A 23722-nucleotide genomic window follows, 5' to 3' on the forward strand; every position below is an offset into this window, starting at 1 on the left:
TCGATGTCTGGCACCATGCGGTCGCGGGCAAGCGCGCTCCTACAGTCAATCGCCGCAGCCCTGCCAATCCCGTCGCAAGAATGTTAGCGTGCTACGCACTTCCCATCTGAACCGCCCGAGAGAAGCTATCCGATGAAAAAGACCGTCCTTGCCTTCAGCCGCGTGTCCCCGGAAATGGCCGAGCGCCTGCAGCAAGACTTCAACGTGATCATCCCGGACCCGAAAAAGGGTGATTTGAACGAGCAGTTCAACGAAGCGCTGCCCCACAGCCACGGCATGATCGGTGCGGGCCGCAAGCTGGGTCGCGAGCAACTGGAAAGCGCAAAGCAGCTGGAAGTGGTTTCAAGCATCTCGGTAGGTTACGACAACTACGACGTCAGCTACCTCACCGAACGCGGCATCATGCTGACCAACACCCCGGACGTGCTGACCGAGAGCACCGCAGACCTTGGCTTCTCGCTGATCATGAGCAGCGCCCGGCGCGTTGCCGAGCTGGATGCCTACACCAAGGCCGGCAACTGGAAACGCAGCATCGAAGCGCCGCATTTCGGCACCGATGTCTACGGCAAGACCCTGGGTATCGTCGGCATGGGTAACATCGGTGCGGCCGTGGCTCGTCGCGGTCGCCTGGGCTTCAACATGCCGATCATCTACAGCGGCAACAGCCGCAAGACGGCGGTCGAGCAGGAACTGGGCGCGCAATTCCGCACCCTGGATCAACTGCTGGCCGAGGCGGATTTCGTCTGCCTGGTGGTGCCGCTGAGCGAGAAGACCAAGCACCTCATCAGCACCCGCGAACTGGGCTTGATGAAGAAGAGCGCGATCCTGGTGAACATCGCCCGCGGCCCGATCGTCGACGAGCCTGCGCTGATCGAAGCCTTGCAGAACGGCACCATTCGCGGTGCAGGGCTGGATGTGTACGAGAAGGAGCCACTGGCCGAATCGCCGCTGTTCCAGCTGAGCAACGCCGTGACCCTGCCGCACATCGGCTCGGCCACCCACGAAACCCGCCAGGCCATGGCCGACCGAGCCTATGCCAACCTGCGTGCGGCGTTGCTGGGCGAGAAGCCACAGGATCTGGTGAATCAGCAGGTGTGGAAGGGTTGAAGTCCTTCAGCGTCTGATAAACCCCGTCGCGGGCAAGCGCGCTCCTACAAGAGAACGCAACCCTCTGTAGGAGCGCGCTTGCCCGCGACAGCGTCGGTACAGGCAATTCGATCTCAAGCCAGCTTCGCCCCCACCGGCACCACCGCCTTGGGCTTCCTGAACACCAGCACGTTGCCCACCATCACCAGCACCAGCCCCATCAGCGCGGGCAGGGTCCACTGGTAGCCTTCGGCATACGCCGAAACGTTAAGCGCCACCACCGGAAACAATATCGTGCAATAGGCCGCGCGCTCTGGGCCCATGCGGCCGACCAGCGTCAGGTAGGCAGTGAAGCCAATCACCGAGCCCGGAATCACCAGATACAACAGCGACCCTATGTAGCGCGCATTCCACTCGAACGCGAACGGTGTGCCGCTGACCAGGCAATACACGCTCAGCATCGCCGCGCCATACAGCATCCCGTAGGCGTTGGTGGTCAGCGGGCGCAGGCCGGCTTTCTGTTGCAGGCTGGACAGCATGTTGCCCGCCGAGAAACACAGGGTGCCGAGCAGCGCCAGACCCAGACCGATCAGGGTTTCGCGGCTGGCGCTGTGCCCCGACAGTTCAGGCCAGAACAGACAGCCCAATCCCAACAAGCCAAGCGCGCCGCCGGTCAGCACGTTGCGGGCGATCTTCTGCTTGAAGAACACCCGTGCATTGAGCGCGTTCCACAAGGTCGAGGTCGAGAACACCACGGCCACCAGGCCGCTTGGAATCCATTGGCTGGCGTGCAGAAAGCACATGAAATTGACGCAGAACAGGCACAAGCCCTGGGCCAGGCAGATCAATTGTCCGCGGCGATTGACCTTCTGCAGCTTGCCGCTGACCAGCAGCATGGCGAACATAATCAGCGCCGCCAGGCCGAAGCGGTAAACGATGGATACCGGAATCGCCACCTCACCCAGTTGCAGTTTCAGGGCGATCCAGGTGGTGCCCCAGATCAGGACGGTCAGCAGGTACAACGAGATGTTCATGACGGGCTCCTCAATGAAGCTTGAGTTTGAGGGGCGCTGCGGGCGGGCATTTGCAAAATCTTGCGCTTTTGATCGCGTCCAGGGGGTACGATGCAAGGCCAAGCGGTACGCTATCCCTTCGTAGCAGCACGGCTTGCCGGCGGGGGCGGCCTTGAGATCGCTCCCGCCGGCAAGCCGTGCTGCTACGGGATGTTTATCGCCAGATGCTACGAGAACCGGCATGTCGTCACTCGATCAGATCCAGGTGTTTCAGTCGCTCAACAGCTCGCCCCACGCGCAGCTGGAGCAGAGTGCTGCCTTGGGCGATGGTGTGATGGCGGCGCTGTGGAACAACCGGCACGATTCCCAGGACTATCACGCGCCGAGTCATCACACCCTGTCCTGCTACATCGCGGGCGGCACCGGCACCTACCGTCGCGACCAGCCACACCTTAAGGGCGCGCCGGACAAACTCTGCATACTGCCGGCCGGGCATCAGTCCTCGTGGGTGATCAATGGCGACATCCGCCTGGCCCACCTCTACCTCAGCCCCGAACAGTTCGCCCTCAACTGCGTCACCCTGCTGGACCGCGAACCACGGGAAATGATGCTGCGGGAAAACACCTTCATCGACGATCCGCAGCAGGCCGCGCGCTTTCATCGTTTGATCGGCATGAACTGGAGCGAGCCGGGCGAACGCCTGCAGACCAGCAGCCTGGCCCACGAACTGCTCAACCACATGATTCTGGGCCAGGTCGGGCTGCGCGATGGCCTGCGCCTGAAAGGCGGGCTGGCACCGCACCTGCGCCGGCAACTGGTGGAGTTCATCGAGCAGAACCTGGCCGAGCCCTTGAGCCTGGGGCAACTGGCTTCGATGTGCGCGCTGTCCGAATACCACTTCGCCCGCATGTTCCGCGAAAGCTTCGGCCTGCCGCCCCACCAATACCTACTGGCCCGCCGCATGAACCGCGCCCGGGAACTGCTGCGTGCAACGCGAATGGCCTTTGGCGAGATTGCGCTGGAATGTGGCTTTGCCAGCGCCAGCCATTTCAGCAACAAGTTCAGGCAGGCAATGGGCGCAACGGCCGGGGAATATCGGTTGGCGTTTCAGTAAAAGCCCAAGTTCGAACGCTGATCCGTAGCAGCACGGCTTGCCGGCGGGAGCGATTTCGAAGACGCCCCCGCCGGCAAGCCGTGCTGCTACGGAACGTGTTTCAGAATTCGAGCGTTGTGGCCAGGATTACCTGCCGCGAATCCCCCATCGACACGAAGAACCGGCTCACCGCCGAGCTGTAATAGGTGCGGTCGAACAGGTTCTTCACGTTGAGCTGAAACTTGACCTTCTGCCCGTCCAGCCGGGTTTCATAGGTGGCGAAGGCATCGGCGACCGTGTAGCCAGGCAAGTCGAAATCGTTATCCGGATTACCTGCGCGCTCGCCCACGTAATGCGCCCCGGCGCCTGCGCGCAACCGGTCGCCGCCCAGCATCGAACCGAAGTCATACACCGCCGACAGCGAGCCGCTGTGCCGGGGCACGTTCTGCAGTCGATTGCCAGTCAGCGTCGGATCTTTAACCACCCAAGCGTCGGTGAAGGCATAGCCGCCTATCAGGCTCCAGCGCTCCGAAAGCTGCCCGCTCAGGTCCAGTTCGACGCCTCGGGAGCGGACTTCACCTGCGGTGGTGTACACCGTGTTGGCCGTCAGCGAGTCGAAATTGGCCACCAGCACATTGCGTTTCTTGATATCGAACAACGCCAGGCTCGCGCTGATGCCGTCGTCAGAATCCCACTTGGCGCCCAGCTCCCAGGCCTTGGATTGCTCGGGCAACGTGGCCGAGTCGAGCACCGTGCCACCCGCCAGCGCGGCGATGCTGGAGTTGGGTTTGAACGACTCGGTGTAGCTGCCATAGAACGACAGCTCATCGGTGTAGCGGTACACCAGCCCCGCGCGGGGAATCCACTTCTGGCCATTCAGATCGGTATTGCGGGTAAAGGGCGTGCCCTTCCCCGCCTGCTGATCGAACACCTGATAGCGGGCGCCGGCCACCAGAATCCATTGATCGGTGAGGTGCATCGAATCCTGAAAAAACAGCGAATCGCTGCGCATGATATCCACCTGGTTGCTGTCCGCCACGCTGACCTGAGTGCCCTCCACTTCCTGGCCGTAGACAGGGTTCAGATAGCTGAAGGCGTTGAGGCTCCTTTGCCGGATCAGTTCCCCGCGATAGATTTTGCGGTACTCGTCGTCGAGCCCGAACAGCAGGTCATGCTGCATGCCCGCCAGGCTGACATTGCCGTTGAGGGTCAGGGTGGTGAAGCGATCAGTGCTCAAGGCATCGCCGGTGCCGTCCATCGAGCGTGTCAGCGTGCCATTGGCCGGGTTCACCGCCGTGATGCGCACCTGGCTGGCGTCGTAGGTTTCGCGGTTGTAGCTGTAGCCCAGGTGTCCCTGCCAGTTATCGTCGAACTGGTGATCGGCCTCGAAATGGTAGAGGTCCGAGCGCCCTTCCATGCTGTTGAACGGCTCATCCAGACGGCGTGTCGCGGGGATGTCCAGCGGGCGGTTGGTGCGCGGGTCGACGGCCGTGCCCCGGTCGAATGGCGAGAGGAATTCGCGGTGCTCGTATGCGGCCAGCAACTGGGTGTCTTCGCCGTACCAGGCCAGCGAAGGTGCGATCAGCGACTCGCGATGCACGCCGTAGTTACGCCAGTAATCTTCGTCTTCATGATCGACGATCATGCGATAGGCCAGCCCGCTCTGACCCAAGGGACCTGTGCTGTCCAGCGTGCCGCCGCTGCCATTCTTGCCCGAGCCATAGGTCGAGCCTCGCGCGGTCAGCGCATTGTAGGCCTGCAATTGCGGGCGCTTGCTGACCACGTTGATGACGCCGCCAGGATCCTGAATGCCGTACAGCAGCGACGCCGGGCCCTTGAGCACTTCGATGCGTTCGGCAGTGGCATTGAGGCTGCGACCCTGCACCACCGGCATGCCGTCGCGGATGATCGCGCCGTCGCGGTTGTCGCCGAAGCCGCGTTTCATCAGGGTGTCCTGGGTGCTGCCCAGTGTGTTGCCCTGGGTCACGCCGCTGACGTTGCTCAGCGCATCGTCAAGATTGCGCGGCGCCTGATCGCGCAACACTTGCGCAGGGACCACGCTGATAGTCTGCGGGGTTTCCAGCCGTGACGCGGATGAGCGCATCACCGAAGTGCTGACCGGGGGCTGGTAACTTTCGCCTGCGTTGCGGCGCGAGTCGATCCGGGTCAGGCCCAGGGTAAGCGCGCCATCACTGGCAATCGGCTCCAGGGTGAAGGTGTCGGGCGTGACACGGCGAAAGGTCAGGCCGGTTCCGCCGAGCAACCGCTGGAGGGCCTGCTCGGCGCTCATGGAACCGCTGATGGCGGGCGCATCGACGCCGTAGGGCGTGTCCTGGGTGTAAATGACGCCCTGCCCCGTGACGCGGCTGAAATCGCTCAGCGCCTGGGGCAAGGGCCTGGCCGGGATCGAAAAATCATAGGCAGGCTGCGCCGCCTGGATGCAGGTGCTCCAGGCGGTAAGCAGAGAAATGCCGAACCAGATTTTCAAGCAGATGTGCCTCTCGTAAGACCCGAAGCATTCACTGTAGGAGCGCGCTTGCCCGCGATCGCGCTGTGTCATGCGCTGAAGATGTCACAGACACACCGCAATCGCGGGCAAGCGCGCTCCTACAAACGCTCCATCACCGGATCACAATCACCCGCCCCAAGGCTTCGTACTGCTCGAACCCGACGACCGACTTCAACGCCGTCAACACCGCCACCGGGTCGTTGCTGGGGAAGCTGCCGCTGACTTTCTTCGCAGCCAGTCGATCGTTGAGCACGATGATGCGACCGGGGTAATAGCGGCTCAGGTCGTTGAGCACGTCGGCCAGCGGGGTGCGGTAGTAGTTGAGCCAACCCTGGCGCCAGGCCAGTTGGTTTTCGCTGTCCACCGCTTGCGGATCAGTGGTGTGCGTCTGATCGTAGGCAACCCGCTGCCCTGCCGTGAGTATCTGCTGGGGCAGGTCGCTGGCCGCTTTCACGCCCACTCGACCGGACAGCACAGTCACCTGCGCACCGGAAGGCTCAAGCCGCACTTCGAACTGCGTGCCCAGCACCCGGGTTTCGCCCTGCCCGCCATCGACCACGAACGGCTCGCCGGTGTGAGTCACTTGAAAAAACGCCGCGCCCCGACGCAATTGCACGTGGCGCTCGCCACCCGCGAAATGCACGGCGATGGCGCTGTCGGCATCGAGGGTCACCTGCGACTGATCGGCCAGCGTCACGGTGCGCACCTGCCCCGGCGCTGACACGTAATCGGCGCCAAGATCGTCCGCCCAACGCTGCGGCTGCCAGCCCAGGCCCATGCTGACCATTAGCAGCAGGCACGCCGCCATTGCCAGCGATGCGCCCCAGTACGACCGAGAACGGCGCGGGGGTGCATCCATGGCCGCCAGCAGCGCCTGCAATGCCGCGTCGTCTTCCCGGGCCAGTGTCGCGGCGGGTTCCTCGCTCATCTCCCAGACGACCTGCGCCTGAGCATAGGCCTGGGCGTGCGCGGGGTCGGCCTGCAACCAACGGCTGAATCGCGCCTGGTCCGCAGCCGTCGGCTGGTTGTGCAAGAGGCTCAGCCAGTTCAACGCCGCATCCTGTTGTTCGGGGGTGATCATGGCAGTGGATTCCAGGGGCGCTTTCATCGACGAGCGTCCTGATCCAGGCTCGCCTTGCAGGCTTGCAAGGCGCGCATCATATGTTTTTCCACGGCACTTTGCGAAAGCCCCATGGCCTTGGCGATCTCGGCGTATTTGCGCCCATGGATGCGGTTGAGCAGGAATATCTGCCGGGTCTTGTCCGGCAAGCCACGCAGGGCCGCTTCGATGTGGCGCAGGTCGTTGCTGGCCTCCAGCGCAGCCTGGGGCTCGTCGCTGCGCAATTCCTGCTCGTCGGGGATCAGCCCTTCATTGATCCGCGCCCGCGTGCCTTCGGTGCGCAAATGATCGATGGCGATGTTGCCCGCGCAACGCAACAGGTAGCTATTGAGTTCCTCGACCTGCACCAGCGGCCGACGCCAGAAGCGCACGAACAGGTCCTGCACCAGATCGGCGGCGGTGGCTCGGCAGCCGACCCGACGACTTACCAGCGCCTCCATCTGCGGGCGCTGGGACAGGAAGACTTTCAGAAAATGGGCGCGAGCCGCCTGGGGGGCGTCCTGATCGGCATCAGTGGGAGCCGCACCAGGCGGCGGGGTGAGGTCGATCATTGAAAGGGCTCAGGCCAGAAGTTGAAAGCAGGCAGCCACCGGGCAGAGCACTGCACCGATTGCCGCCAACGACACGGCCAGCCTTGGCCAATAAGACATCACGAAAACCAGAACAAACGCGCTGCCCATGAGCGCGGCAAACCATTGCACCAACGCCTGGCCCACGCTTAGCGAAACCAGAGCGACCCACAATGACAAGGCCAGCACGCCCCAGCCCAGCCACCTCGCCGCCCGGCTGCGTGCAAATGAAAGCGAAGCGCCGAGCAGATCCTCGGCGTGGCGGTTCATGGACAGGCACAGCGCAGTAAAACCGACGTAGCAGAGCAAGGTGGTCAGGAGCATCAGCGGGCCTCCTGTACGGAGGTGCCTTCACTGACGCCTTCGCGAGCAAGCTCGCTCCCACCGGTCAGTGTCTGGCGAGAATCCTGCTTACGACTCGAACCTGTAGGAGTGAGCTTGCTCGCGATCACGCTCTGCCCCTCACCGCGAAACCCCAAGGCTCCCCACGCCAGAAAAATCCCGGTGGCCAACGCAGTCATGTCCAGCGCTGCCAGCGTCCACTGCCCCTGCTTGAGCGACGCCCAAAGATAACTGCCCGCCGTAACCATATCCAGCACCGGCAACAGGCAGTACAAGGCCGCCGCCAGGGTCAGTTGCTCACGCCAGGCCGTGCGTCCGTCCCGGAAAAACACCCGGCCAAAGGCGTGCAGCAATGCCAGACCCCAGACGCAGAAAAACGTCTTCACTTCCCAGTCACTGCGTGCGGCGAAGCTCACCGGCAACAAACGGTTGGCCCAGAAGAAGCTCACCACCGCCAGCATCAGGCCGGACATGCTCGCCACGTTGAGCATCTCCACCAGCTTCAACTCGAACGGCAAAACGCCAGACTTGGCGTGCTTGAGCCGACGTTTGCCGAGCCAGATCACCAGCCCCGTCGCGATCATCGCCGTGCCACCGATGCCGGCGAGGAAATACAGCCAACGCAGCAACGGCCCGGCGAAGTGACCCATGTGCAACCCGTACATGCCGCCGGCCAGCAGCAGAGACGCAGCGGTCATGCTGCTCTGCTGGGTCAGCTCGCCGGTGACGCCGTTGAACATCAGCGCCGTGCCCGGCTCGTGAGGAATGTGATCGGCGCCATTGCTGCCCAGAGCCACGGTTGCGTTGGCCTTGCCGGGATTGTTCACGGTAATCAGCCCTACCCGGCTGCCGTCCCATTTCTGCGTGGCCACTTCGAGCATGGGCACGATGGACGCCAGCGGCGCGGCTTCAGAGACCGGCGGGGCTGACTTGAACGCCGGAAACAGGTCGTCGAAGAATGCGCTGGTGTTGCTGCCGTAGGTGGTCAGGATACTGGCCGGCATGACCATGGTCATGAAGATGACCAGGCTGCTGTAGGTAATCATCAGGTGGAACGGCAGGATCAGCACGGCCACCGCGTTATGCCCGTCCAGCCAAGTGCGCTGGCCCTTGCGCGGGCGGAAAGTGAAGAACTCCTTGAAGATTTTCTTGTGGGTGATGATCCCGCTGATCAGCGCAACGAACATCACCATCGCCGCCACCGACGCCAGCCAGCGCCCCCATGGGTGGGGCATCTGCAACTGAAAATGGAAGCGATAGAAGAACTCGCCACCCATGCTTTCGCGGGCCTGCACCGGCTGGCCGCTGACAGAGTCCAGGGATTTCTGTTCGAAGCCGCCCTTGGCCGGGTTGAACGTCAGGGCGATGTCCGGATTGCGCTCGTCAGGCAAGCGGATGAACCAGCGTTTGGCATCCGGGGCGTTGGCTTGCAGCCATTGCTGGGCACGCTCGGCAGCGACTGCATCGGAGACTTCGTGGGGGACGATTTCCGGCTGGGTCCACTGGGTAATCTCTTCCTTGAAGTACGAAAGCGTGCCGGTCAGGAAAATGGCGAACAGCAACCAGCCAAACACCAGCCCCGCCCAGGTGTGCAACCAGGCCATCGCCTGACGAAAACCCTCTTTCACACAAGCCACCGTGCGCAGGCGTAGACAGCCCCCAAAACCGCGCTCGGCCCCAGCAGCCCAAGCCAGGCGCGCAAGGCGGTCCGACAGGCGAAACACCAGAGCACAGCCGGCAGATAGAACAGGAAGGAAAGGGTCATGGACAGCACCGCCGCCTCGGCCCGGGACGACTGAAACAGCAGCGGCAGGAAATACGCCAGGCACACACTGGCAAGCGACGCCAACAGATAGCCGCCGATGACCGCCGCCAGCACTCGGGAGGCCACTGCCAGCCGCCAGCGCATGGAGACTTCGCCTGCGGCGCTTTTCTTCGGCGCGCGTGGGCGCTTTTCAGGCACAGGCGCAGGGGCCATGGCAGCGTCCATCAGCCGTCAACTCCGATGAAAGCGCAGGTGCCTGAAGGGCACTGAGGGTGAAGGGTCATCGACATGATCTTCCTGAAATCGATCGCACAAAAATACACCGCTCCAGGGCGGCGTACAAAAGAACGCAATATTAATGATAAATATTCTCATATGCAAAAGAGTCTGACAGAATCGCCGCCTTTACTGGCCCAATCCCGGATCGCCGCTGTCCATGTCCACCGCCCCTTCTGCCCTGAACCCAACCGTTGAAGGTCTTTATAACGCCCATCACAGCTGGCTCACGGGCTGGTTGCGGCGGCGATTGGGCTGCCCGCACAACGCGGCAGACTTGGCCCAGGACACGTTCGTCAAGGTATTACTGGCCCGGGAAACGCTGCAACTGGTCGAGCCTCGCGCCTTTCTGACCACCATCGCCAAGCGTGTGCTGTGCAATCACTATCGCCGCCAGGAACTGGAGCGCGCCTACTATCAGGCGCTGGCCGAATTGCCCGAAGCGCTGGCGCCGTCCGAGGAAGAACGGGCGATCATTCTGGAAACACTGGTAGAGCTTGATCAGTTGCTCGACGGCCTGCCGGTGCTGGTCAAGCGCGCCTTCCTGCTGGCTCAGGTCGATGGCCTGACCCACGGCGAAATCGCCGCACGACTGGGCATCTCGGTGGCCACTGTGAAACGCCATCTGACCAAGGCAGCCATGCGCTGCTACTTCGCCCTATGAACGCGCGCTCCCAAAGCCTGAGTGGCGACTCGATGAACCGCCCGGAAATCTCCCCGCAAGTCGCCGAGCAGGCGGTCAACTGGCTGATCGAGATGCAGAGCGGCCAGCTGGACGCCGGCCGCCAGCAGGCCTGGCAGGCGTGGCTGAACGGACACAGCGATCACCAGCGCGCGTGGGCGCATATCCAGCGGGTCAATCAGCGCCTGCACGGCCTCTCCTCGCCTCTGGCCCACGCAGCGATCAACGCGCCAGCCTCCAGCAGCCGGCGCCAGGCGCTCAAGTTGCTGCTGTTGCTGGGCGCAGGCTCAGTGGCTGCCTGGAGCATGCGCGACAGGATCGACTTGCCGCCAATGCTGGCCGACTACCGCAGCAGCACCGGTGAGCGCCGCAAACTGGCACTGGCCGATGGCAGCCAGTTGCAGTTGAACACCGGCACCGCGCTGGACGTGCGTTTCGACAACGGTCAGCGACTCATCAAATTGCTCGAAGGCGAAATCATGCTGACCGTCGCCAACGACCCAAGACCGCTGCACCTGCTCACCGCCGAAGGCAGCCTGCGCGCCGCACCCAGCGGCACGCGCTTGAACCTGCGGCAGTTGGCCGGACGCACGCAACTGGCCGTATTCGCAGGCAGCGTCGAACTGAGCCCCTTCGAACGGACCGAATCGACGCTGCTGGTCAAGGCTTCGCAACAGGTGGTGTTCAACCGCCGGCACTGGGACCCAGTGCGCCCGGTGGACAGCAGCAGCGGCGCCTGGGCCGACGGCATGCTGGTGGCCTCGCATACGCGTCTGGCGGACTTTCTGGGCGAACTCTCCCGCTACCGTCGCGGGCACCTGAAATGCGACGAGAAAGTGGCCGACCTGCTGATCTCGGGAAGCTACCCGCTCAACGACAGCGAACGGATTCTCGACATGCTCGAAGTGGCGCTGCCGGTGAAGGTGCAGCGATTCACGCGGTATTGGGTGAACGTCCAGAGCCGGGCGTAAACATCTTGTAGGAGCGCGCTTGCCCGCGACGGCGGCGTGTCAGATGCATCATCGGTGGCTGACACACCGCAATCGCGGGCAAGCGCGCTCCTACAGAAGCTTGCGATCTGTTGGAAAAATATTTCAAACCCGGTGAGCTGTTTTCCAACCCTCGCGTGACAGACAGGAAAAGCCCCCTTTATTCGTCTCGCCAAAGGACTCCTGCATGTCATCCCGACCGACCACTCTCTCGCCCCTGACGCGCACCCTGCGCCATGTGCTGTTCGGCGCCAGCCTTTCGATCACGGCAGGCTCCATGGCCTTTGCCGAAGATGCCCCCGCCAAGGCCTACCACATCGCACCCACGGCCCTGGAAACCGCGCTGAACCAGTTTGGCCGTGAAGCCGGGGTGCTCATTTCCTACGGCTCGAACGTCACCAGCGGCCTGAAGACTCGCGGCCTGGAAGGCAACTACACCACTGAACAGGCATTGGCCGCCCTGCTCGAAGGCACCGGCCTGCAAGCCAAGGGTAACGGCCAGGGAGGCTTTACCTTGCAGGCGGCCAACACCGAACAGCCCAGTGGCCAGATTGAACTGGGCGCCTCGAGCGTCGTCGGCGACTGGCTGGGTGAAGCGCAGCAGATCAATGTCTTCGAACACCCGGGCGCGCGGGATGTGATTCGCCGCGAAGAGTTCGAACGTGCTGGCGCGACGTCGGCCCGGGAAGTGCTCAACCGCATCCCCGGCGTCAACGCTCCGGAAAACAACGGCACCGGCAGCCACGACATGGCGCTCAACTTCGGCATACGTGGCCTGAACCCTCGCCTGGCGGCACGCTCGACCGTATTGATGGACGGGATTCCCGTGCCGTTCGCACCCTACGGCCAGCCGCAACTGTCTTTTGCGCCGATCAGCATGGGCAACATGGACGCCGTGGACGTGGTGCGCGGCGGCGGCGCGGTGCGCTACGGCCCGCAGAACGTGGGCGGCATCGTCAACTTCGTGACCCGCGCCATCCCCGACGCCCCGACCGTCAAAGGCGGCATCCAGACCGAAACCAGCCCGTCTTCCAGCCACGATGGCTTCAAGACCACCGGCAACCTCTTGGCGGGCGGCACCGCCGACAATGGCCTGGGCGGCGCTATTCTGTACTCCGGCGTGCGCGGCGGCGACTGGCGCGAGCACAGCGACACCCAGATCGACGACTTGATCCTGAAGGGTAAATACCAGATCGACGAAGCCAACAGCCTGAACGCCGAAGCCCAGTATTACGAAGGCGAAGCCGACATGCCGGGCGGCCTGAGCGTGGCCGATTACGACGCCGATCCGTATCAGTCCACGCGCCTCAAGGACAAATTCTGGGGGCGCCGCACCATGTTCAACATCGGCTATCGCTATCAGGAAGATGCGCGGGAATTCACCGTCAACAGCTTCTTCACCAAGACTCTGCGCAGCGGCTATCTGGACCAGGGCTCATTCGTTTCGCTGTCGCCACGGGAATACTGGGTGCGCGGCCTGGAAACCCGATTCGCCCAGGGCTTCGGATTGGGTAGCACGCAGCATGAAATCGGTGTGGGTTATCGCTACATCAACGAAGCCGGTCACGAACTGCGCTATCGCGAAAATACCGCGCTCAACCTGCTACCCAGCACGGACAGTCGCAACGATCGCGATACCCGAGGATCGACCGAAGCTCATGCGTTTTTCATCGACGATCGCATCGATATCGGCAAGTGGACGTTCACGCCCGGCATTCGTTACGAGATGATCGATTCGGCCCAGTCCAACAACCTGACCCACGTCAAATACCAGGGCGATTACAACACCGCCCTGCCCGCGCTGAACGTGCTGTATCACATGACCGAGAACTGGAATCTGTACGCCAACACCGAGGGTTCGTTCGGCTCGGTACAGTACAGCCAGATGCCTAACCGGGTAGCTGGCGGCGAAGTCAAACCGGAAAAGGCGCGGACCTGGGAGCTGGGCACCCGCTACGACAATGGCAACCTGCGGGCGGAGATCGGCGCATTTCTCATCAACTTCGATAACCAGTACGAAAGCAACCAGACCAATGACACCGTCATTGCGCGCGGTGAGACTCGCCACCAGGGCATCGAGACCAGCCTCAACTACGCACTCGACGGCCTGAGCCCGATGCTGTCCGGTTTCGACGTCTACGCCACCTATGCCTATGTGGACGCGACCATCCGCGAAGATGGGCCGAACAAGGGCAATCGTGTGCCGTTCTCGTCGAAACACAAAGGCACCCTGGGCGTGAGTTACACCGACGGCCCCTGGAAGCTGAACATGGACAGCTCGTACCAGAGCAGCCAGTTCGCCGACAACGCCAACACCTCCACCGAAAGCGCGGACGGCAGCACCGGCCGCATCCCCGGCTACATGCTGTTCAGCAGCCGCGCAGCCTACGATTTCGGCCCGCAGATGTCTGACCTGAACGTCGCGGTCGGGGTGAAAAACATCTTCAACCACGAATACTTCACCCGCTCGTTCGACGACAACAACAAGGGCAAATACGTAGGCGAACCACGGACGTTGTACGTGCAGACATCTGTAGCGTTCTGACCTCAGAAACAGACGTATAACCTGTAGGAGCGCGCTTGCCCGCGACGCGGTGTGTCAGTCCCAAATCGTGTCCAGGCATATCGTAATCGCGGGCAAGCGCGCTCCTACAAGCTCGCTTGCAAAGCTGCAAAGTTATTTCTGCAATGAAATATTTCTTTCGTTTTGGGGGTTGAATTGTTCTTCGTTCGGCGCCAACACTGTGAGTGAGGGCAGACGAAATTCATCCTCGTCGAGACTCTCCCGAGCAAGCCAAAGTAAGGGAAGAACTATGCAAATCCAGGTCAATAGCGATAACCACATCGAAAGCAGCATCCGACTGGAGGAGTGGGTACGAACCACCGTTGAAAGCACGCTCGACCGCTACGAAGAAGACCTCACCCGCATCGAAGTCCACATCCGCGACGAGAACGGCGACAAACCTGGCCCGCATGACATCCGCTGCCAGATGGAAGCCCGGCCCAAAGGCCACCAACCCGTATCCGTCACCCATAAGGCCGATTCCCTCGATCAGGCCGTGGACGGCGCCGCCGTCAAACTCGAACACGCACTGGGGCACCTGTTTGGCAAACTGCGCAGCAAACGTGGCGGTGTAACGTCCATCGACAGCGCGCGCAACAAAGACGATCTGGAGAACCCTGACGCCCTGTTGCAGGAAGAATTTCTGGAAAAAGACGAAGCCCTGCACGGCTAAGCCAGCGGCTTCATAAATCGATCAATGGAGGGGGCGGGCCTGTGAAAACAGGCCCGCCCTTTTTATATGCACTCAAAGCAGGCAGGCCGCGCACAAGTGGTGCTTGCCTGCAACTTACGAAGCAATTGGCCAGTACTTAAGTATTAATGAATAACGGTGAACCCGTTCACGTTGTTATCGCTGAAAGGATTAATCGAGCCGCTGATAATGCCGTTCGTCCTGAATGGCCCGAACCCTGCAAGTTCCTGATTATCGAGCCTCCACCCTCTGCAAGCCCCATTTTCTCTGGCTCGACGGCAGTTGAATGTCTTGGGACCCGGGTGCGTTTTCTCCAACCGTTGATCCAGCGTCGAGAACTAAACGCACCGACCCCAAGTCAACTAACGCAGACCGATCATCAGGTAACCGCTCATGGATAACCCTTTTCAACAGATCACCGATGCATTTCACCCAGACTATCGGGTCAACCTGAGCATCCAGGATCTGGACGGCACCATCATGCTGACGCTGTCCAACGAGTCGGGCGTGGTCGCCAAGCGCCTGATCAGCACCGAGCAGCGCAACTCACCCAAACGCCTGCGCCGCCTGATCGAGAGCGTGCAGTTCGGCATCGCCATCGAGCAGGGCCACAGCGCCGTGAAGATCCTCACGGCCATGACCGACGGCGACCTCAAGCAGTTGACCCCGCGCAATCACTTCTCCAATCGCCCGCAGCTCAACGTGGGTATCTGATGCACATCACCATCCCGTAGCAGCACGGCTTGCTGGCGGGGGCGATTTCAAAGACGCCCCCGCCGGCAAGCCGTGCTGCTACGGATATGTGTCGTGATGAGATTCGCTTAAATCTCCCCCTTCTCCTCCATCACCGCACCCTTCCTGCTGCTATGCGGATCTGGCACCTTCACCGAAGGAAATTGTGACGAGGCGTAACGCACTACCAGAATCGCGAACGCCAGCAGCAGAATCGCACCGCTGAGGTACACAACGCCCAGGTCCGGCGGCGCATGGTGCGACACGTCAGAAATCAGCAAGCGGGTCAGTGCGGTGATCGCCACGTAGATCAGGAAGCGCACCGGCATGTGGTTGGTCTTGAAGTAGATCCCCACCATGGCGCCCAATTCCAGGTAGATGAACAGCAGCAGGATGTCATCCACCGTGATATGACCCTTCTCCAGCATCCCCAGGAACGCCATCACCGCCGCCCATGCCGTCACGGCACCGATGGCGAAGAGCGCCAGGTAGTGGAAGGTCTCGACGAACAGGTTGCCCAGAGACTCGGCGCAGGTGTGGACGCGCTGACGCAGGGACTCGGCCCAGTTGATTTTCACGATGTACTTCCTTGAATAGCCCGAAAAGAATGATGCCGCACGCGGGTGACGCTTTTGTTTGCGCAACGTTGCCTGCGCAAAACCCAAGCATTAAAGGGGCCATGGGCTATGGTTGAGAACGCGACCGGTTGTCGCAAGACAGCGCAGGGAAGCTGTAAATGAATGTGAATTGCCACTATTCAGGCAGCAGCGATTGCCTTATGCTTTGCACTGTATATAAACACAGTAGCTATCAAAGGTTACTTTCTTGAAGGCATATGAGGTGGTAAATGGCCGTCGAAGTGGTATACCGCAGCAGCCGGGATCTGGAGCGCTTGTTCATGGATAAAGCCGAAGCTGATCGTCATGACAAGATGCTCGAACTCGCCGAGTTGCTGTCCAGTGTCCTGAGCAAGGCAGTGCCTTCGCTGTCCGAAACCCAGGTTGAAGAAGCGGGTATCTACATGGCCAAGAACCGCGACGTCTTCGCCCGCGCGTTCAAGAATCAGCCGGATGCGCTGAATGAATTGCTGAGCGGTGACGCCACAGACTGAATCGCGCAAATTCCGTAGCAGCACGGCTTGCCGGCGGGGGCGTCCTCAGGATCGACCCGCGGGCAAGCCCGGCTGCTACGGGTTTTTAGTGTTTGCGGGATCCATGTATGACCTCGGTTCCGTGCTGCTACGTTATGTGCGCCAGCGCCCATTCTGCACCAGGCTCACCACAATCTCGGCGAAGGCGCGGGGCTTTTCCTGGGGCAGGTAGTTGGCCGCCATCAGTCCCACGCAGCGGGTGGGCTTGAGCACCTCGGCCAGGCTCGCCGCCCGACCGCCTTCCTGAAAGCCGGCCAGTACCGCTTCGGGAATGTGCAAGGCGTTCATCAAGTCGATCACGTCCTGGCCCAGGGCACTCTGCTCCTCAGTGCCGGGCGCCTGCTCCTCCAGCACTCTGGTACTGCCGTGACCACGCAGATACGGCACCACCACCCGCATTCCCTGTGCAACCAGAAGCGGCACCACCTCGGCATAGCTTTGAATGTCGTAGGCCGCTCCGTGCAGCAGAATCACCGCCCGACCATCTTCCGGCCCGGCTTCGACGTAGCCGATGTCGAGCACGTCAGTGCTGACTTGCTGAACCGGCCCCAGAGTGCTGCCAGAGGCAGCGGGCTCGGACGCAGCAAACACGGGCGTAAGATCAGTGAGTGCCAAGGCTGCGACACTCGCCGCAGAATAAGTCAGAAAGTGCCGACGATTGAGTGTGAATCCAGACATGGTTAATGCATTCCCGGGATTGTAAAAAGGGTCAGACGCCGACAATCAGCTCGCTGCCAAGCCAGCCGGCCAGCAGGCCGCCGACCTTCGCCACGCCGTCCTGTTCGCCCAGCCGCGCCACCAGCATTTCGCACAGATCCGCGAAACTGCCATTGCGCTGAAGCTGAGCGAGCGCGGCGTATTCCAGCCCGTCGATTTCACGCAACCTTGAGGTGAACTGCCGACGCCAGACCAGCAGTCCACCCGCCTCGGCAAGCATTTCGCTCTCGGGCGGCGTGCGCTCCTCGCACAAGGCACTCCAGATCGCTTCGACGTTGGTGGTCATCACATGCACCCGCAGTGACGGCGTGAAACGCAGGCTGGCGTTATCCCAATCGACCGTCGCCAGGGCATCCAGCGTCAGGGGCTGGGCATCCCGTGCGACGAACGCCTCACCCAGCGCCAGCTCGATCCAGGCCAGTTCATGGATGTCCGGGTTGTCGGGGAAGCGTTCGCGCAACGTCTGTTCGAAGTCCTCGGCGTAGGCATCGAGCGTCCAGGCATGGGGCGGATATTTCTCGATGTGGGCGATGGCAGCGTTGCGAAACTCTTCTTCACCCAGCCATTTCTGCAACAGCGGGAAGCTGTGTTTCAGGCAATTGACGAGTTGAGTGCGGTAGTTGTTCTGGTAGACCGCAAGGCCTGCGGCGGCATGAACGCTCAAGCGATCGGCTGCATCTTCAGAGGCGTCCACCAGCCAGGACTGGAAATCGCGTTGCAGATCGGCAAGCTTCATGCGACTTCTCCTGCACGGCGGCGAGCTTCTGCCGTACCCAACTGGCGTGCTATGGACAACTCATCAAGCAGTTCGGCCAGGGGAGGAATGTCATCATCGCGCTCGATCATGGTGGCGACCGGACCCAGTAGCGAAATGGCCTTGGCGTACAACTGCCAGACATCCGGGCAGACCGGGCTGTCGTGGGTGTCGATCAACAGGTCCGGGCCCTGGGTATGGCCAGCCAGATGAATCTGCCGCACGCGCTCGGCGGGAATACCATCGAGAAACGCCAGCGCATCGAAGCCGTGGTTGCTGGCGCTGACGAACACGTTATTGACGTCCAGCAGCAGTTCGCAGCCGGTGCGGCGGGACATCTCGGCGATGAATTCCCACTCGGTCATGGCCGCGTCGGGGAAGCTCAGGTAGCTGGACGGGTTTTCGAACAGCATGGTCCGGCCGAGCGCGTCCTGGGCCTGGGATATGTTCGCGCACACGCGATCCAGCGCTTCGTGGGTGTAGGGCACCGGCAGCAGGTCATGGGAGTTGAAACCGCCAATGCGTGACCAGCTCAGGTGATCGGAGACGAACAGCGGTTGTACCTCATCCACCAGATTGCGCAGGCGCTTGAGGTAGGCCGGATTCAGGCCGTCAGCCGAGCCGATGGACATGGAAACACCATGCAGGACGACCGGATGACGCTCGCGCACCCGACGCAGGATGTCCCGTGGCTGACCGCCATCGACCATGAAGTTTTCGGAAATGACTTCGACGAAATCCACCGGCACGTCGCTTTCCAGAAAATCCTTGTAGTGCTCCCGACGCAGGCCCAGCCCGTAACCTGAAAAAGCTGCTGTCATTTTGCGTTCTCCGCTGAAATGTCTCGATGGGCAGATTTAACCGCCCTGCTGTATCTCCTCTGTGTCGCGCGGCGAATGAAGCGTGGCCCGATGTATCTGCGCCGGGGCGATATACATTTCGATACAAAACCCAACCTCATTCATCTGATCCGATGTAGCAGTCCGGCTTGCCGGCGGGGGCGGCCTTGAGATCGACCCGCGGGCAAGCCCGGCTGCTACGGGACGTGGGAGGTCCCAAGATGGGCGTCTCGCCTCATTGTTCACAACGCAAAAAAGCCCGCCCTCCCGCTTTGCAACGGGAGGGCGGGCCTGGCTGATCGGGCTTATTTAGGCTCGGTCAACGTGCCGCCTGCCTTCAGGCATTCGGACGGGGTCTTGACGATCACGCCCTGGCCCTTGCAGCTGTTCAGGCCTTTGCAGTCGTTCTTGGCGGTGGCGCACAGGCTTTCGCCCTTGCAGTTGTTTACGCCGTAGCAACGGCCTGGTTTCTCGGCGCTGGCATCGGCAGCCGAAGCGCCAACGCTGAAGGAAGCCGAAGCCAGAGCGATCAGGGCGGCGGCGGTGGCGATGCTGAAACGGGATTTGGTCGATACGTTCATGGTGTTCTCCAGGTGCGGTCGGGATGAATCAAAAGGTTGCTAGCTGAGGGTTATTTGACGGCCAGGGCCGCGTCTTCGATGACCTGGGCCACGGCCTCAGGCTGCGAGATGTACACCGCATGGCTGGCCTTGATTTCGGTGACCTTGGAGCCGGCGCGCTTGTACATCCAGCGCTGCAGGTCAGGGCTCAGGGCGTGGTCTTCGGTGGCGACAATTGCGTAAGTCGGCTTGTTGTGCCAGGCAGCAGCCCAGGCCTGAACGCCAAAGGTGGCGGTGGTGGCGGCAGGCTGGGACGCGGCCATGAAATCGGTGCGATTGGTGGTCAGGTCACCGGCAAAATCGGTGGCGAACTTGGCGCGATCAAAGAACAGGTGACCGTCGCGGGTCGGACGAATGTCATCGCTTGGCGACGGCATCGAGGCAATCAACTGGCCCATGCTTTCGCCCACTTCCGGCTGCAACGCGGCGACATAAACCAGCGCCTTGACCTTGTCACGAACACCGGCTGCGCTGATCACGCCGCCACCGGAGCTGTGCCCGACCAGCACCACCGGGCCGACCTGCTGGTCGAGAATTTCCCGGGTCGCGGCCACGTCGGCATCCAGATTGGTCGCAGGCTGCTGCACCACGGTGACCTTGTAGCCCTTGTGAATCAGGATGTCGTGCACCACTCGCCAGCCCGAACCGTCCACGAACGAGCCGTGCACGATCACGATGTTTTTCGCGCCGGTCGGCGCAACCGGTGCAGCGGCAGAGGCCTGCGCAGACACCAGCAGAGGGGCAGCCACCGCCATGATGCCCAGGGCGAGTTTGGAAACTGTACGCATGTTGACTCTCCAGGGGCCTGTGCGGCCCCGCTCATGTTTCAGGGTTGTTGTTCAGCGAAGGACCGTGCGAAACCGTCCGAAAAACAATTCATCCAGCGACCAGCGACCGGCGCCGTACACCACCAGCGGCAGCAGCAGAGCCGCCCAGGTCAGGTGCGTCGGCCAGGCATCGGGGTAAACGAAAATCTCGATCACCGCCGTCATGCCCAACAGCGCCGCCGCAGCGGGCCGGGTGACGAGCCCCAGCACCAGCAGAACCGGAAACAGGTGCTCTGCGTACGTGGCCAGGTAAGCCGCAAGATCCGTCGGCAACACCGGTAACGCGTACTCGTACTGGAACAACTGAAAGGTCGATGGCTTGAGTGTCAGCAGCCCCGTGACCTTGGTGCGGCCCGACAGGAAGAACACCGAAGCGATGCCCAACCGCGCGACCAGCAACAGGAAGCTGGGCATGGCCGCCCGCAGCGCAGGCGCCAGAATCGCGCCGCGCATCACTTCTGTTCCGTCAGCGAGCCGAAGCCCTTGGGCGTCTTGATGGTGGTGCAAGTGCCTTTATCGACCAGCACCCACGCGTTGCCCTGATAGTCAGCGCTGGACGTCGCGGCGCACGAAGTGCCCGGGCCTGCGGCACAGTCGTTCTGACCGGCCAGGGCCACGCCGTAGCATTTCTCTTTTGGGGTTGCCTGGTCGGCAGCCGAAGCAGTGCCCGCCAGAGCGGTCAGCGACAGGGCCAGGGTTGCAGCGAGGGCGGCGTATTTGGTGTTCATCGTTTATCTCCTGCTCATCGAAAAAGGGGTCCGAACCGGCACCCTTGAGGTTCAAACCGGTGTTTCGTTTCGGTGAGCAGATTTAAACGTGGGGCTGTATCTGGTCTGTGTCGCGGTTTGGGCAGAAGCCTTAGCAGATGTATCTCGAGCGGACCTGTACACAGTCCGATACAAATTCGAATGGAATAAAACCGATTCTGAAGAAAAGCGACGCTCAGGGTGCACCCGGAACCTCTAGGAGCGCGCATGCCCGCGATGGCGGTGTATCAGACGCTCTATTGCCGTCTGACACACCGCCATCGCGGGCAAGCGCGCTCCTACAGGCGGCGGACATAGCTACATGTAGGACTTAAGACATCTAAGTGTAGGAAATAACATCTTTGCACTCTATTAAATATACACTTTGACGAAAACAACCTGAGCACCCCCAACCCCCTCTTTCCTTTCATTCACAACTCCTGACACAGGAATAAATCACCTGTAGAATCCAGATCGCCGCATAGCCGGTATTGGAGTAGGTATTTACGAAAGGGAAATCATGCACAGCACACACACTGACTACAGGCCAGATATAGACGGATTACGAGCACTCGCAGTCATGCTGGTGCTGCTGTTTCACTTCGACCTCGGGGTACCGGGCGGCTTTGTAGGTGTTGACGTATTCTTCGTCATCTCGGGATATCTGATTACCACAATCATCAAAAACTCCCTCACCAGGGGAACATTTTCACCGATCGGCTTTTACACCAGACGATTAATGCGATTACATCCTGCGCTGCTTGTGACAGTTGCGGGATGCCTGGCGGCAGGTTTTGTATTGCTTGATCCTGGGACATACACCAGACTTGCAACCGCTGCGAACTACTCCGTATTTGCATCTTCCAACTTTTACTTCTGGTCCCAACAAGGATACTTCGACACCTCCGCTGCAAGTCAGCCCCTGCTACATACTTGGTCACTCGCGGTGGAATGGCAGTTTTATCTCGTCTGGCCGCTCATTGTATGGATGTCTGTCAAGGTCTCTGACCGATGCCTTCTCGTGGTGCTGGCCTTCCTGACCCTGACTTCGTTGATCATGAGCCAGGTGATGTTAAACCGTGACGCATCGGCTGCCTATTTCATGATGCCGTTTCGGGGCTTTGAACTGTCGGTTGGAGCACTGATGGTTTTTGCCTCCAGGAGGCGCGCTGGAAAAACCATTGAAGGCATCCTCGCGATTTCAGGACTGCTGCTCATACTGGCATCCGCATTCTATCTGGATTCAGGCTCGGCGTTTCCGGGGCTGTTTGCACTCGCACCCTGCCTGGGGGCAGCTGCCTGCATCTACGCCGGGCAGTCACCATGGGTTTCGGTGCTGCGCCTTCGACCCGCCATCTGGATCGGACTGGTGTCTTACTCACTGTATCTGGTGCACTGGCCTGTCATCGTCTTCTATAAATACTATGTCTACAGGCCCATAACGCTCAGTGAAAAAATCGCATTGCTCACCGCCTCTTTCATTCTGGGGGCAATCCTGTACCGCTACATTGAACGGCGCTTCATGGGTATCGATGCACGCTCCAGAATGACCGCTGCGGTTGCTGCGCCAGCATCGGTAGCCCTTCTCGTCGGTCTTTCACTGCTGGTTGTTGAGCAGGGTGGACTGCCATCCCGGGTCCCATCGCAATACCTGGCCTTTGCGTCCGACCCGGTGAACTTCCATATCAACAATTATGGTGGCCACGGTTACAATCTTTCTACCCGACTCGGTGATAGAAATGCAAAACCATTAGCGGTCATGGCCGGAGACAGCTTCGCGCTTCAATACGCCAGCGGGCTGGACGAGGAACTGAATAAGCAGCGGGCATCCATCGACGGCGTATTTATGCACGGGTGCCTTTTTTCAAAACACTACACACGCTTGCTGAACAACATACCCCGGACAGACTGCAGGGAAGCCTATCTTGAGGCGCTGGCGCTACTAAACAATAACGACACCCCATTCATCCTCGCACACAGCTGGGATGGGTACAGCAATATCATCGCCGATCCAGATGGAAATAACCCCGAGCATTCAGGCAACATGAACTACTTCCAAATCATAGAGGACCTTCTCGAAAGAGCTAGAAAAGATATAGGCGATCGGCCTTTCTATATCGTCGGAAGCCAGCCATTCAAATATGAAAACATGAACGTCGTTTCATGCCTCCTGCGCCCAAGGTATATCGATCAAGGCTGTGAAACCCAGTTGAAGTTCAGACTCGAAGACTCGTCACCCTATGCCGTGAATCAGGTGATCCGGAGATTCGCAGATCGCCATCCAAATGTCTTCTACATCGATGCCGCACCCGCACTGTGCACCGAGGGTGTCTGTCACACCGTGAAAGATGGAAAGATCCTGTACTCCGACACCAATCATCTTTCCATCGACGGCTCTTCAATTGCAGCAAAAGAACTGCTCCTCGCAATTTCCGAAAGGTAGAAAGCGCTGGCCCTACCGTAGGCCAGCGCGTTTTACTAAATGAATCTACCAACGAGGGGACGAACGGAGACGCTCATTTCTTCAAGTCCAGACCCAGCCCCTGTAGGAGCGGGGGGGGGGGGGGGGGGGGGGGGGGGGGGGGGGGGGGGGGGGGGGGGGGGGGGGGGCGCGGCCGCCGGGGGCGCGCCGCAAACGA

At 60.9% G+C, this 23722-nt stretch carries 24 protein-coding genes; 9 read left to right on the forward strand and 15 right to left on the reverse strand.

Going from position 1 to position 23722, the window contains the following annotated elements:
* The first annotated feature begins 132 nt into the window (after positions 1–132).
* Positions 133–1107 carry a D-glycerate dehydrogenase gene (locus ACIPOO_RS05460; protein WP_274135462.1) on the forward strand — a complete coding sequence of 325 codons (975 nt, stop codon included), beginning with the start codon at positions 133–135 and terminating at the stop codon, positions 1105–1107.
* A 113-nt stretch (positions 1108–1220) separates the two neighbouring features.
* Here ACIPOO_RS05460 and ACIPOO_RS05465 read toward each other — a convergent pair whose 3' ends face one another.
* Positions 1221–2120: a DMT family transporter gene (locus tag ACIPOO_RS05465; RefSeq protein ID WP_400604921.1), complete on the reverse strand. Its 900-nt coding sequence runs from the start codon at positions 2118–2120 to the stop codon at positions 1221–1223.
* Between the two features lie 220 nt (positions 2121–2340).
* On the opposite strand from ACIPOO_RS05465, the gene ACIPOO_RS05470 reads away from it, so the two are divergent.
* Entirely contained in the window at positions 2341–3213 is an 873-nt protein-coding gene (locus tag ACIPOO_RS05470; RefSeq protein ID WP_400604923.1) for a helix-turn-helix domain-containing protein, read from the forward strand.
* Between the two features lie 100 nt (positions 3214–3313).
* On the opposite strand, the gene ACIPOO_RS05475 is transcribed toward ACIPOO_RS05470, so the two are convergent.
* The 6 genes from ACIPOO_RS05475 to ACIPOO_RS05500 all read right to left on the reverse strand — a co-directional run bounded on the left by ACIPOO_RS05475 (position 3314) and on the right by ACIPOO_RS05500 (position 9722).
* Positions 3314–5752: a TonB-dependent siderophore receptor gene (locus ACIPOO_RS05475; RefSeq protein WP_400604925.1), complete on the reverse strand. Its 2439-nt coding sequence runs from the start codon at positions 5750–5752 to the stop codon at positions 3314–3316.
* A 61-nt stretch (positions 5753–5813) separates the two neighbouring features.
* Positions 5814–6809 (reverse strand): FecR family protein, encoded by a 996-nt coding sequence (locus ACIPOO_RS05480; RefSeq protein ID WP_400604927.1) that lies wholly within the window; start codon positions 6807–6809, stop codon positions 5814–5816.
* Complete coding sequence (locus ACIPOO_RS05485) at positions 6806–7372, reverse strand: RNA polymerase sigma factor (protein WP_400604929.1); 567 nt, start codon at positions 7370–7372, stop codon at positions 6806–6808. Before ACIPOO_RS05485 ends, ACIPOO_RS05480 begins: the two co-directional genes overlap by 4 nt.
* 9 nt (positions 7373–7381) lie before the next feature.
* Positions 7382–7714 carry a DUF3325 domain-containing protein gene (locus ACIPOO_RS05490; protein ID WP_400604931.1) on the reverse strand — a complete coding sequence of 111 codons (333 nt, stop codon included), beginning with the start codon at positions 7712–7714 and terminating at the stop codon, positions 7382–7384.
* Positions 7714–9360 (reverse strand): PepSY-associated TM helix domain-containing protein, encoded by a 1647-nt coding sequence (locus ACIPOO_RS05495; protein ID WP_400604933.1) that lies wholly within the window; start codon positions 9358–9360, stop codon positions 7714–7716. Before ACIPOO_RS05495 ends, ACIPOO_RS05490 begins: the two co-directional genes overlap by 1 nt.
* Positions 9357–9722, reverse strand: coding sequence for a DUF3649 domain-containing protein (locus ACIPOO_RS05500; protein ID WP_400604935.1), 366 nt, complete (start codon positions 9720–9722; stop codon positions 9357–9359). The genes ACIPOO_RS05495 and ACIPOO_RS05500 overlap by 4 nt, the downstream gene beginning before the upstream one ends.
* A 211-nt stretch (positions 9723–9933) precedes the next feature.
* Here ACIPOO_RS05500 and ACIPOO_RS05505 point away from each other — a divergent pair, with 211 nt between their 5' ends.
* From ACIPOO_RS05505 to ACIPOO_RS05525, 5 genes are all read left to right on the forward strand, one after another.
* A complete protein-coding gene (locus ACIPOO_RS05505; protein ID WP_400604937.1) occupies positions 9934–10437 on the forward strand; it encodes a sigma-70 family RNA polymerase sigma factor in 504 nt (167 codons plus the stop codon).
* Positions 10434–11426 carry a FecR domain-containing protein gene (locus ACIPOO_RS05510; RefSeq protein ID WP_400604939.1) on the forward strand — a complete coding sequence of 331 codons (993 nt, stop codon included), beginning with the start codon at positions 10434–10436 and terminating at the stop codon, positions 11424–11426. The genes ACIPOO_RS05505 and ACIPOO_RS05510 overlap by 4 nt, the downstream gene beginning before the upstream one ends.
* 205 nt (positions 11427–11631) lie before the next feature.
* On the forward strand, positions 11632–13989 hold the full coding sequence (gene fecA, locus ACIPOO_RS05515; protein WP_400604941.1) for a TonB-dependent Fe(3+) dicitrate receptor FecA: 2358 nt from the start codon (positions 11632–11634) through the stop codon (positions 13987–13989).
* A gap of 268 nt (positions 13990–14257) precedes the next feature.
* The gene (locus tag ACIPOO_RS05520) at positions 14258–14680 is read left to right on the forward strand and encodes an HPF/RaiA family ribosome-associated protein (RefSeq protein WP_274135452.1); all 423 of its coding nucleotides are present in this window, start codon (positions 14258–14260) and stop codon (positions 14678–14680) included.
* 411 nt (positions 14681–15091) lie between these two features.
* Positions 15092–15412 (forward strand): DUF3509 domain-containing protein, encoded by a 321-nt coding sequence (locus tag ACIPOO_RS05525; RefSeq protein WP_274135451.1) that lies wholly within the window; start codon positions 15092–15094, stop codon positions 15410–15412.
* A gap of 107 nt (positions 15413–15519) precedes the next feature.
* Here ACIPOO_RS05525 and ACIPOO_RS05530 read toward each other — a convergent pair whose 3' ends face one another.
* Complete coding sequence (locus ACIPOO_RS05530) at positions 15520–16008, reverse strand: phosphate-starvation-inducible protein PsiE (RefSeq protein ID WP_400604944.1); 489 nt, start codon at positions 16006–16008, stop codon at positions 15520–15522.
* A 269-nt stretch (positions 16009–16277) separates the two neighbouring features.
* Here ACIPOO_RS05530 and ACIPOO_RS05535 point away from each other — a divergent pair, with 269 nt between their 5' ends.
* Complete coding sequence (locus ACIPOO_RS05535) at positions 16278–16541, forward strand: YebG family protein (RefSeq protein WP_400604946.1); 264 nt, start codon at positions 16278–16280, stop codon at positions 16539–16541.
* Positions 16542–16673: 132 nt separating this feature from the next.
* Here the strand turns inward: ACIPOO_RS05535 and ACIPOO_RS05540 are convergent, their stop codons facing one another.
* The 7 genes from ACIPOO_RS05540 to ACIPOO_RS05570 all read right to left on the reverse strand — a co-directional run bounded on the left by ACIPOO_RS05540 (position 16674) and on the right by ACIPOO_RS05570 (position 21065).
* Positions 16674–17171, reverse strand: coding sequence for an alpha/beta fold hydrolase (locus ACIPOO_RS05540; RefSeq protein ID WP_400604948.1), 498 nt, complete (start codon positions 17169–17171; stop codon positions 16674–16676).
* Positions 17172–17289: 118 nt separating this feature from the next.
* Positions 17290–18033, reverse strand: coding sequence for a putative DNA-binding domain-containing protein (locus ACIPOO_RS05545; protein WP_400604950.1), 744 nt, complete (start codon positions 18031–18033; stop codon positions 17290–17292).
* Positions 18030–18872 (reverse strand): DUF692 domain-containing protein, encoded by an 843-nt coding sequence (locus tag ACIPOO_RS05550; RefSeq protein ID WP_400604952.1) that lies wholly within the window; start codon positions 18870–18872, stop codon positions 18030–18032. The genes ACIPOO_RS05545 and ACIPOO_RS05550 overlap by 4 nt, the downstream gene beginning before the upstream one ends.
* A gap of 323 nt (positions 18873–19195) precedes the next feature.
* The gene (locus ACIPOO_RS05555; RefSeq protein WP_274136525.1) at positions 19196–19471 is read right to left on the reverse strand and encodes a hypothetical protein; all 276 of its coding nucleotides are present in this window, start codon (positions 19469–19471) and stop codon (positions 19196–19198) included.
* A gap of 50 nt (positions 19472–19521) precedes the next feature.
* Positions 19522–20298 carry an alpha/beta fold hydrolase gene (locus ACIPOO_RS05560; RefSeq protein ID WP_274136524.1) on the reverse strand — a complete coding sequence of 259 codons (777 nt, stop codon included), beginning with the start codon at positions 20296–20298 and terminating at the stop codon, positions 19522–19524.
* A 51-nt stretch (positions 20299–20349) separates the two neighbouring features.
* The gene (locus tag ACIPOO_RS05565; protein WP_400604955.1) at positions 20350–20790 is read right to left on the reverse strand and encodes a DoxX family protein; all 441 of its coding nucleotides are present in this window, start codon (positions 20788–20790) and stop codon (positions 20350–20352) included.
* Positions 20790–21065: a DUF2282 domain-containing protein gene (locus ACIPOO_RS05570; RefSeq protein WP_274136522.1), complete on the reverse strand. Its 276-nt coding sequence runs from the start codon at positions 21063–21065 to the stop codon at positions 20790–20792. Before ACIPOO_RS05570 ends, ACIPOO_RS05565 begins: the two co-directional genes overlap by 1 nt.
* Before the next feature lie 538 nt (positions 21066–21603).
* Here ACIPOO_RS05570 and ACIPOO_RS05575 point away from each other — a divergent pair.
* The gene (locus ACIPOO_RS05575) at positions 21604–23526 is read left to right on the forward strand and encodes an acyltransferase family protein (protein ID WP_400604957.1); all 1923 of its coding nucleotides are present in this window, start codon (positions 21604–21606) and stop codon (positions 23524–23526) included.
* The last annotated feature ends 196 nt before the right edge of the window (positions 23527–23722 follow it).

Source organism: Pseudomonas sp. NPDC090201 (genome assembly GCF_044746825.1).
In the GTDB taxonomy this organism is placed as follows: domain Bacteria; phylum Pseudomonadota; class Gammaproteobacteria; order Pseudomonadales; family Pseudomonadaceae; genus Aquipseudomonas; species Aquipseudomonas putida_AD.

Excerpts from the sequence above, each read along its gene's own strand:
- ACIPOO_RS05460 (WP_274135462.1), top strand. The coding sequence starts at position 133 with ATGAAAAAGACCGTCCTTGCCTTCAGCCGCGTGTCCCCGGAAATGGCC.
- ACIPOO_RS05465 (WP_400604921.1), bottom strand. The coding sequence starts at position 2,120 with ATGAACATCTCGTTGTACCTGCTGACCGTCCTGATCTGGGGCACCACC.
- ACIPOO_RS05470 (WP_400604923.1), top strand. The coding sequence starts at position 2,341 with ATGTCGTCACTCGATCAGATCCAGGTGTTTCAGTCGCTCAACAGCTCG.
- ACIPOO_RS05475 (WP_400604925.1), bottom strand. The coding sequence starts at position 5,752 with ATGACACAGCGCGATCGCGGGCAAGCGCGCTCCTACAGTGAATGCTTC.
- ACIPOO_RS05480 (WP_400604927.1), bottom strand. The coding sequence starts at position 6,809 with ATGAAAGCGCCCCTGGAATCCACTGCCATGATCACCCCCGAACAACAG.
- ACIPOO_RS05485 (WP_400604929.1), bottom strand. The coding sequence starts at position 7,372 with ATGATCGACCTCACCCCGCCGCCTGGTGCGGCTCCCACTGATGCCGAT.
- ACIPOO_RS05490 (WP_400604931.1), bottom strand. The coding sequence starts at position 7,714 with ATGCTCCTGACCACCTTGCTCTGCTACGTCGGTTTTACTGCGCTGTGC.
- ACIPOO_RS05500 (WP_400604935.1), bottom strand. The coding sequence starts at position 9,722 with ATGGACGCTGCCATGGCCCCTGCGCCTGTGCCTGAAAAGCGCCCACGC.
- ACIPOO_RS05505 (WP_400604937.1), top strand. The coding sequence starts at position 9,934 with ATGTCCACCGCCCCTTCTGCCCTGAACCCAACCGTTGAAGGTCTTTAT.
- ACIPOO_RS05510 (WP_400604939.1), top strand. The coding sequence starts at position 10,434 with ATGAACGCGCGCTCCCAAAGCCTGAGTGGCGACTCGATGAACCGCCCG.
- fecA (WP_400604941.1), top strand. The coding sequence starts at position 11,632 with ATGTCATCCCGACCGACCACTCTCTCGCCCCTGACGCGCACCCTGCGC.
- ACIPOO_RS05520 (WP_274135452.1), top strand. The coding sequence starts at position 14,258 with ATGCAAATCCAGGTCAATAGCGATAACCACATCGAAAGCAGCATCCGA.
- ACIPOO_RS05525 (WP_274135451.1), top strand. The coding sequence starts at position 15,092 with ATGGATAACCCTTTTCAACAGATCACCGATGCATTTCACCCAGACTAT.
- ACIPOO_RS05535 (WP_400604946.1), top strand. The coding sequence starts at position 16,278 with ATGGCCGTCGAAGTGGTATACCGCAGCAGCCGGGATCTGGAGCGCTTG.
- ACIPOO_RS05545 (WP_400604950.1), bottom strand. The coding sequence starts at position 18,033 with ATGAAGCTTGCCGATCTGCAACGCGATTTCCAGTCCTGGCTGGTGGAC.
- ACIPOO_RS05550 (WP_400604952.1), bottom strand. The coding sequence starts at position 18,872 with ATGACAGCAGCTTTTTCAGGTTACGGGCTGGGCCTGCGTCGGGAGCAC.
- ACIPOO_RS05555 (WP_274136525.1), bottom strand. The coding sequence starts at position 19,471 with ATGAACGTATCGACCAAATCCCGTTTCAGCATCGCCACCGCCGCCGCC.
- ACIPOO_RS05560 (WP_274136524.1), bottom strand. The coding sequence starts at position 20,298 with ATGCGTACAGTTTCCAAACTCGCCCTGGGCATCATGGCGGTGGCTGCC.
- ACIPOO_RS05565 (WP_400604955.1), bottom strand. The coding sequence starts at position 20,790 with ATGCGCGGCGCGATTCTGGCGCCTGCGCTGCGGGCGGCCATGCCCAGC.
- ACIPOO_RS05570 (WP_274136522.1), bottom strand. The coding sequence starts at position 21,065 with ATGAACACCAAATACGCCGCCCTCGCTGCAACCCTGGCCCTGTCGCTG.
- ACIPOO_RS05575 (WP_400604957.1), top strand. The coding sequence starts at position 21,604 with ATGCACAGCACACACACTGACTACAGGCCAGATATAGACGGATTACGA.